This is a genomic window from Beggiatoa alba B18LD (assembly GCF_000245015.1).
Lineage (GTDB): Bacteria > Pseudomonadota > Gammaproteobacteria > Beggiatoales > Beggiatoaceae > Beggiatoa > Beggiatoa alba.
The window spans coordinates 1,435,479-1,444,336 of sequence record NZ_JH600070.1 but is presented as its reverse complement, the minus strand read 5'-3'; the positions used below and the strand labels follow the sequence as shown (position 1 = coordinate 1,444,336).

Below are 8,858 nucleotides of genomic sequence, written 5' to 3'. Positions count from 1 at the left end.
AGGGGGAATTCGTAGCGCATTAAAACGTCTAGGAATTAGCCGTAAAAAAAAACCTCAAACATCCCAAAGCCAACCCCGAAGCACGGCAAGTCTTCCAAGACAAAATGAATCGTTATAAACAATCTGATAGACAAATTGTTTTCATCGATGAAAGTGGTTTTGCTCATGATATGCCACGCCGTTTTGGTTATGCACCTATCGGCAAACGTTGCTCTGGTACGCAAGACTGGCACGCAAAGGGACGCACTAATGTCATCGGGGCTTTGCTCAATTTTTGTTTACTAACGGTCTCTTTAGTTTCTGGGGCGGTTAATTCTGATGTCTTTTTTGCTTGGATAACCCAAGAGTTACTCCCTAAACTCCCTCAAAACTCTGTCATTGTCATGGATAACGCCACTTTTCATAAACGTAGTGATATTCAGCAGGCTATTTTAGATGCTGGGCATCTCTTGGAATATTTACCTCCTTATTCGCCTGATTTAAATCCTATCGAGCATAAATGGGCTCAGGCTAAGACTCTCCGCAAACAACAATATTGTTCTATTGATGCGCTCTTTTTATTGAATTCTATTTAATCTTTTTATAATTCGTTTGCTATAGCTAACACACCCTCACGACTGTATTCCGTTAATGTCATCAATAAAAATAGTTAATTTTATAATTTATAAAAAACCTATAAACTATAATTTATAACAAAAAACAACATGCCCTAAAAACCCCAAAGGAAGCCCGCTATGCCCCGTCGGACAAAAATCATTGCGACCTTAGGCCCTGCGACTGATGCACCTGATATGCTTGAAAAAATTATACATGCAGGTGTTGATGTCGTTCGTCTAAACTTCTCACATGGCACGATAGAAAACCATCAACAACGCTTAACCGCCGTGCGTCAACGCGCTCAAGCCCTTGGGCGACATGTTGCCGTAATGGCAGACCTACAAGGGCCTAAAATCCGCATCGAAAAATTTCAAACAGGCAGTATTCAACTGGCTGAAGGCGATGCTTTTATCCTTGATGCCACCTGCCCCAGCGACGCAGGCACACAAGCGCGGGTCGGTCTAACCTATAAACAACTGCCCCGAGATGTCAACACAAACGATACCTTATTACTCGACGATGGGCGCATTGTTCTAAGCGTGGATAAAGTCGAACAAGCACAAATCTTCTGCCATGTTATTGTTGGCGGAACGTTATCCAATAACAAAGGCATCAATCGCCTTGGGGGCGGACTCTCTGCCGAAACCCTCACCCACAAAGACCGTACCGACCTAGCCGCAGCGGCTAAAATGGGCATAGACTACCTCGCTATATCCTTCCCCCGCAGTGCAGAAAATATTCACGAAGCCCGTCGACTGCTTCAAGCAACAGGCAGTCAAGCCAACATTATCGCCAAAATTGAACGTGCGGAAGCTGTCACCAATCATGAAGAAATTATCCGTGCTGCTGATGGCATCATGGTTGCGCGAGGCGATTTAGGCGTAGAAATCGGCGATGCAGCCCTGCCCGCTGTACAAAAAATGCTGATAAAAAAAACCCGCGATTTAAATAAAATCGTCATTACCGCCACGCAAATGATGGAATCGATGATCGAGAATCCCATCCCAACCCGTGCCGAAGTTTCCGATGTCGCTAACGCCGTTTTCGACGGCACAGACGCGGTCATGCTCTCCGCCGAAACAGCATCAGGCAAATACCCTGATAAAGCCGTTACTGCCATGGATAGAGTTTGTCGTGAAGCCGAAAAACAACCCGTTACCCGCTTATCAGACCACCGCCTTGCCCTCCATTTTGGACGCATAGACGAAGCCATCGCCATGGCAACCATGTACACCGCTAACCATTTAGATGTAAAAGCCATTGTGTCCCTCACAGAATCAGGCTCGACCCCGCTATGGATGTCGCGGATTAGCTCAGGGATTCCCATTTATGCTTTTTCTCGCCATTTAGACACCTGCCAAAAAGTCACCCTTTACCGAGGCGTTTACCCCGTCCATTTAGACCTTGCCACTTTTGACACGATAGAAGTCAATCATGCCGTTTTAAACACCCTAAAAAGTACAGGTGCAGTTAGCAATGGCGATTTAGTTATCATCACCAAAGGCGACTTAAAAGGCATTGCAGGCGGGACTAACTTAATGAAAGTCGTTTGCGTGGGAGAAGAAAAAAGTATGATTTAACCCATCGAATTTTATGGGCTACTTTTATCTGAATCCTGATTCAAAAATCTTACAAAAATTTTTTACCCACTATAAAAACACGCGAAACAGGGGAAAATTTAACCAGCAACGGTATAATTTCCCCTTTTACGCGCTACCACAAACTGAGAGGAGAACGCGATGGCGTTGATATCCCTAAGACAATTACTTGACCATGCCGCAGAATACAGCTACGGCTTACCTGCTTTCAATGTCAACAACATGGAACAGATACAAGCCATTATGCAAGCGGCGGACGAAGTCAATAGCCCCGTCATTTTACAAGCCTCCGCAGGCGCACGCTCCTACGCAGGCGAACCCTTTTTACGGCATCTCGTGCTTGCAGCCCTAGAAATGTATCCTCACATCCCTGTTGTCATGCACCAAGACCACGGCGCAGAACCCGCCGTTTGTATTCGCTCTATACAAAGCGGATTCAGCTCCGTCATGATGGACGGCTCACTCCTTGCCGACATGAAAACCCCCGCCAGCTATGACTACAACGTCGACGTAACACGCCGAGTCGTAGAAATTGCCCATGCAGCAGGTGTATCCGTCGAAGGGGAATTAGGCTGTTTAGGTTCATTAGAAAGTGGCACAGCTGGCAAAGAAGACGGTGTCGGTGCGGAAGGGGTTTTATCGCATGACCAACTATTAACTGACCCAGAACAAGCCGTTGATTTCGTCAAAAAAACAGGCGTTGATGCCTTAGCGATAGCCATCGGTACAAGTCACGGCGCGTATAAATTCAGCCGTCCACCCACTGGCGATATTTTAGCCATAGACCGCGTCAAAGCCATTCATGCCCGCCTACCCAACACACATCTAGTCATGCACGGCTCATCTTCCGTCCCTCAAGACTGGTTAGAAATCATCAATAAATACGGGGGCGACATGGGACAAACTTATGGCGTGCCTGTCGAAGAAATTGTCGAAGGCATTAAACACGGCGTAAGAAAAGTCAATATTGATACAGACTTACGCATGGCATCTACAGGCGCGATGCGTAAAACCATGCACGACAACCCCAAAGAATTCGACCCACGCAAGTTTTTCAAAGCCACCACCAAAGCCATGAAAGACATTTGCAAAGCCCGTTTCGAAGCGTTTGGCTGTGCAGGTAAAGCGGAAAAAATCAAACCCGCCTCTTTAGAAGTCATGATTAAACGCTATCAAAGCGGTGAACTGAATCCAAAGATTCAATAAAATACAGATTCTCGCGCCTACTATTGAAATCAGCTATTGCTTCTTTTCTTGTTTCTACGTGCTAGTCGCGTGGGAACAAGATATAGTAAACGCACTATAAAACGATACGAAGGACTGGCAGTCCTGAATTTAAATTACTTTATGGTATGGTTATTATATTTAGGAGGTAATTATGCTAGTACAGAAAAAATATAGTTTTGAGGATTATTTAGTTTTATCTGAAGATGCAACTGAGAAATATGAGTTTTTTGCTGGTGAGGTTTTTGCGATGGCGGGGGGGACATTAAACCATGCAAAAATTCAGAGCAATATATTAATGAGTATTATGGCAAAGGTGCGAGCGCGGGGATGTCAAGCAGTCGGGAGCGATATGCGAATTCGTACGCCAAGCGGTTTAAATACCTATCCTGATGTGTCGGTATGGTGTGGGCAAGCGGCATTAGCCGATAAGCAACGAACATTGTTAAATCCTATCGTGTTGTTTGAAGTATTATCGCCTTCTACACAAAGCTATGATAGAGGTGGAAAATTTTTTCATTATCGAAGTATTCATAGCCTGCAAGATTATATATTAGTAGATTCTGAGCGGATTTTTGTTGAACATTTTCGACGGGCAGATAATGGCGAATGGACGCTACATGAATTTGAACAGGCGGAGGAAGATTTGCAACTAAGTCGTTTAGATTTACAATTGAATATTAATGAATTTTATGTATTAGTTGAGTTTGATTCATCATCATTGAATTGATATGCGTTGTTAAATAAATAGCCTCTCGTTCAAAGGTTTCTTTGTATCATATTTACTTATTTTATTTTCTTATCTTGTTTAGAAAGTTTCTTAATACTTTTATCAAAATCACTTTCAAAGTTTCTATCTTGAATTACTCTAAATTTTTCATATTGTTCTGTTGCAAGCTCCTTTGCAATGGATTTACTGACAGTTCCCGCATTTTGTAAAATCTCATATTCATTAAAGGCTAAAAAAGCATCTAGTTTTTTTATCCAATCATTCATTTTCATTGGATTTTGTCGTGTTGCTTGTAATTCAGCATAATCTAAATACATGACAACAATTTTTTCCAATTCTTTTATTTCAGATTCAACTAAATAATTTTTAGCAATCGTCACATCACCTTTTAATATCTTTCCATCAGGTGCGTTTTTCCATGTTTGCAAGCCCATATTTGGTTTATCTGCATTTGCACGACTCGCAATTATTTCCGCTGCTGTTTTGCCTGTAATTGCCCATTCTAATTTATTTTGTACAGTTTGATAAAACAATTGAGTCTGTTCCGCATTTGCGTCGTAATCAATACTACATTGTGCATAAATATCTGTAATTTTTTGATAAAAACGGCGTTCACTGGCGCGAATTTCGCGGATACGTTCCAATAATTCATCAAAATAATCTTTTCCAAAGCGTTTACCTTGTTTTAAGCGTGAGTCATCGAGAACAAAGCCTTTGATAATAAATTCTTTTAACGTTTGGGTTGCCCAAATTCTAAATTGTGTGGCACGTTGGCTGTTGACACGGTAGCCGACGGCAATAGTTGCGTCGAGGTTGTAAAAATCAATTTCGCGGTTTACGTCGCGGTTGCCTTCTTTTTGAACTATTCGGAATTTCCGAATAGTTGCTTCTTGATTTAATTCATTGGATTCAAATATATTTTTTAAATGCTCGTTGATAGTTGTGATGCTAACATCAAACAACTCCGCCATTTTCTTCTGATTTAACCAAAATGTTTCTTCTTGAAAAATCACTTCAATTTTAATTTGTCCGCTGGGCGTTGCGTATAACAAAATATCGCTGGTTTCTGACATTTTAATTTTCCTTTATAAAGTTAAAAGTTATCTAAAAACGCCATCGCGCTTTGTTCATCTTGTTCTATTGCTATTTCTACGGCTCGCTTGGCAAGTTCTAGCAATTTTTCGCTTTGTTGGCGTAATGTAAAACTGGTTTGTATTTGGGTGGCAATTTGGGTTTGGGTTTCTATCGATAAAATGGGAATATCAAGGTTTGAAACTTCTTGTAAATTTAAGTTTGTTTGTAAACCTTGCCGAGCATATTTTTCAATATACATTTTTCCTATGGATGAATTAAAAAAAGCAATAACGTACAGTCTTAATAAAATATTTTCATTAAATCTAAGAATACAAACGGCTTGATTAATATTAGCTTTAAATGAATAGTCAAAAATGGCACATCTTCCAACAGTACCCGCAATAGAAAATAAAACATCATTTTCTTTTAATTGTGTTTTCTTCAAAATACTATTATGTATTTCCTCTTTTACATAAATAAAATTATCTATCGAAACTCTACTATTGATTAAATCAACCGCACGAATAAATGGTATTCCATTTTTAGAGTCCTCAATATAAGCATCTCCTCCTGCTTTAGGAGTTGAACCACTTGATACAGGGTGATTGACTAAATCAATGATTTTGACTTTAGCAAAAATATCTAATTTTGCCTCTAACTCCTCATACTTCGGTTGATAATATTCCGCATCCAATCGCCCAGAATTCAAAAAAGAATCTTTAAAAGATTTGATATTGATATTTTGAGAAGTAGGTTGAAAGTCTTTTAAGCCGAGTGTTTCTAAAAGGAGATTTTCGGCGGTGGCGTAAATAGCTTGCGATACGCAACGTTTATTATGAGCTTCTCTAAATAATTTTTGTAAAATTTCCTGAAAACTAATATTAAGCAAAGGTATTTGTATTTCTTTTACCTCTTCAGGGTTCACATTAGTTTGATTGATAGAATGTCTAGCTCTACGTTTTACATCCAAAATGCCAAACTTAGTATTTAAAAATGTAGTTAAATATTCAGGCAAAATAATATTTTTATCAGGAACAAAACGAACTAAATAAGAAGCAAAAATGAAATCTTTATGGTCTTGTTCATAAAAAATTCCTGTTCTACCAACCCATTCATAAGAGTTTGTTCTATTAAATAAAACATCTCCATTATTTAATTTAAATTTCTGAAAGTCATCAAATGAAATATCAGCATATTTATCAACATCTAAGTCACATAACATATTGTGAATTTCATTCATACGATAAATAGGATAACCAATCCCATTTTCATTCATTTCAATTGAAATACCATATTGAGAAATCAATAGAATATTACCAATAGCAGTATATTTAAGATTTGGGTTAATCTTAAAAATCTTCGTATGAAAATCACTATCTATTCTGAAATCCTTGTTTTTTAAAGTCTCAGAAAACATCACCTCGCTAACTTCCAGCCCTTCCAACAAAGTGCGATACTTCACCTCATTGAAAGAGCTTGAATCAAAAAAACTTAATTTTTCCTTCTTCGCAAACTCAACAAACGCCTCAGCAATCCCGTCCTGCGCCAAACCCTCATGATTAAACAAATCATGCTCAACAATCAAATGACCATGTTCATCTAATACAGGCTCACCATTCGCTTGTTTCACATAAATTTTATCGCCGCTATTATCCTTGCTAGGTTTTTGCATCGTTGCAAAGAAAATAGGATAATCCTCACGCTTCGGACAAATTCCCTTATCATCTGTCCATTTTTGCAAAAATAACACGCTGGTTTTCGTTCCCGTATGCGGTTTAAACACATTTCCATGCAAACCGACCACCGCCAAAATACGACAACGTTCTGCGATAAACTCCCGAATAAGCTTATCCGACGAATTATTAAAGCGACCCTGTGGCAACACCACCGCCATGCGCCCGCCCGCTTTTAGAAAATCCAAATTACGCTCAATAAATAAAATATCGCGTCCTAACGCCGTCTGTCGCTTCCCATCCGCTTTTAAACTCAATTCGTACTTAGCCAACATCCGCGTTTCTTTAATATCGCCTGCAAAGGGTGGATTCGCCATCAACACATCCAAATTAAACCGCTGATGACTCTTATCTACCTGTAACTTACGCAACCGTTTCCAACCGTCGCCATAAATATCGCGCCATTCATCATCTTTGGTTTTCTCATCCCAGCGTTCAAAATCCAAGGTATTCAAATGCAAGACATTCGTCTGCCCATCGCCTGCAATTAAGTTTAACGTCCGCCCCACTCGCACGGCTTTTTCATCAAAATCAATTGCAAAGACTTTTTCGCGTACATAATCCTCACAACGTGGTGGCTTTTTTTCCAACGTAAATAAATGACTTACTGGGATATTTAACTCGACTAAAATCTGTTTCCATACATGAAAAATGGCATGTACAGGAAAACCACAACTGCCCGCTGCGGTATCAATCATCGTTTCATCTTCTTGCGGATTAAGCATTTTTACACACATATCAATGACATAACGCGGTGTAAAATACTGTCCTTTTTCGCCTTTACTGGTTTTATTAATCAAATATTCAAAAGCTTCGTCGACCACATCCAAATTAGAATTAAACAACTTTACCTTTTCTAACGAGGCGACACACACGGCTAAATGACTGGGCGTTAATTGCAATTTCGCATCGGCAGAAAACACGCCCTCCCATTTCTCGCGGGCTTTATCAAACAACGCTTGCATCTTAGTTTTTAACTCGGTCTCAGTTTCCCCATAGTTTTTAAACACTAAATGCCGTGCTTTATCGCGCCCGCCTTCCATCTCATCATACAATTTCGTGAAAATGAGCTTAAACATTTCCTCGAACACATCCACGCCCGCATTGGCTAAAACTTCATCTTCCATTTCTAAAATCAAATCTTTTAATGATTTTTTCTCATTAATCAATTTGTCATGCTTGACCAAATCGGCAATTGTCCAACGCTCGCTTAACACATCGGTTAAACGCTCTGAAGCACGCGGAATATGCGGAATATCTTCAAAATAATTGGGGTCTTTGCGGTGATAATAAGAAATCGACTTGCCATTTGTCCAAACGCCCATGGGCGCACCTGTGGCGTTGCAATAACTCTTAAGCTGTTCTTTCCCTTCTTTTAATTTGGGCTTTTTCAACTCAACAATGATATAAGCCGTATCAGGTCGGTCTTTATCCATAATGACAATATCCGCCCGTTTCTTTTCTATGCCAAAAGACACGGCATATTCCAACTGAATACGATTAGCAGGATAAGCATAATCTTGCATTAACACTTGCAAATACAGTTGTCTAACGATTTCTTCAGGGGTTAAATTAATTTCTTTATTGCGAATTGCACAAGTAATTTTATAAGTTGTTTTTCCCTTACTTTCTTTTTCAATAACTTGATTTTCTAAGGCTTCAATCTGTGATTGTTTAAACTGGGCGAGTTTGTAGTTTGAGTCTTTTAGAATTTGTTGTATTTTCATATAATTAGCTTCTGTGCTGTTCGGTGAAACGTGTATAAAAAAGCGGTTATTATGCCATGTTTGTGGTTTTTTCGAATAGAAAAAGGGCTGATAAATTTATCATTCACACAGCTTTTTTAACCCGCGTTACAAGATTAAAACATTGCTTAATTGTCTGAACCGTCACTTAATAGAT

6 protein-coding genes are annotated in these 8,858 nt (G+C 39.6%); 4 read left to right on the top strand and 2 right to left on the bottom strand.

All coding sequences use genetic code 11. The features are described from left to right. Positions 1-104: 104 nt before the first annotated feature. From BEGALDRAFT_RS05835 to BEGALDRAFT_RS05820, 4 genes are all read left to right on the top strand, one after another. Positions 105-575, top strand: coding sequence for an IS630 family transposase (locus BEGALDRAFT_RS05835; RefSeq protein ID WP_157237528.1), 471 nt, complete (start codon positions 105-107; stop codon positions 573-575). Between the two features lie 159 nt (positions 576-734). After that, entirely contained in the window at positions 735-2,177 is a 1,443-nt protein-coding gene (pyk, locus tag BEGALDRAFT_RS05830; protein ID WP_002684670.1) for a pyruvate kinase, read from the top strand. Positions 2,178-2,336: 159 nt separating this feature from the next. After that, positions 2,337-3,401: a class II fructose-bisphosphate aldolase gene (fba, locus tag BEGALDRAFT_RS05825; RefSeq protein ID WP_002684669.1), complete on the top strand. Its 1,065-nt coding sequence runs from the start codon at positions 2,337-2,339 to the stop codon at positions 3,399-3,401. 172 nt (positions 3,402-3,573) lie between these two features. After that, positions 3,574-4,149, top strand: coding sequence for a Uma2 family endonuclease (locus tag BEGALDRAFT_RS05820; RefSeq protein ID WP_002684667.1), 576 nt, complete (start codon positions 3,574-3,576; stop codon positions 4,147-4,149). Between the two features lie 56 nt (positions 4,150-4,205). On the opposite strand, the gene BEGALDRAFT_RS05815 is transcribed toward BEGALDRAFT_RS05820, so the two are convergent. Both BEGALDRAFT_RS05815 and BEGALDRAFT_RS05810 read right to left on the bottom strand, forming a co-directional pair. Further along, positions 4,206-5,222 (bottom strand): virulence RhuM family protein, encoded by a 1,017-nt coding sequence (locus BEGALDRAFT_RS05815; RefSeq protein ID WP_002684665.1) that lies wholly within the window; start codon positions 5,220-5,222, stop codon positions 4,206-4,208. 20 nt (positions 5,223-5,242) lie between these two features. Then, positions 5,243-8,683: an N-6 DNA methylase gene (locus BEGALDRAFT_RS05810; protein WP_002684663.1), complete on the bottom strand. Its 3,441-nt coding sequence runs from the start codon at positions 8,681-8,683 to the stop codon at positions 5,243-5,245. Positions 8,684-8,858 lie beyond the last annotated feature (175 nt).

Excerpts from the sequence above, each read along its gene's own strand:
- BEGALDRAFT_RS05820 (WP_002684667.1), top strand. The coding sequence starts at position 3,574 with ATGCTAGTACAGAAAAAATATAGTTTTGAGGATTATTTAGTTTTATCT.
- BEGALDRAFT_RS05815 (WP_002684665.1), bottom strand. The coding sequence starts at position 5,222 with ATGTCAGAAACCAGCGATATTTTGTTATACGCAACGCCCAGCGGACAA.
- pyk (WP_002684670.1), top strand. The coding sequence starts at position 735 with ATGCCCCGTCGGACAAAAATCATTGCGACCTTAGGCCCTGCGACTGAT.
- BEGALDRAFT_RS05835 (WP_157237528.1), top strand. The coding sequence starts at position 105 with ATGAATCGTTATAAACAATCTGATAGACAAATTGTTTTCATCGATGAA.
- BEGALDRAFT_RS05810 (WP_002684663.1), bottom strand. The coding sequence starts at position 8,683 with ATGAAAATACAACAAATTCTAAAAGACTCAAACTACAAACTCGCCCAG.
- fba (WP_002684669.1), top strand. The coding sequence starts at position 2,337 with ATGGCGTTGATATCCCTAAGACAATTACTTGACCATGCCGCAGAATAC.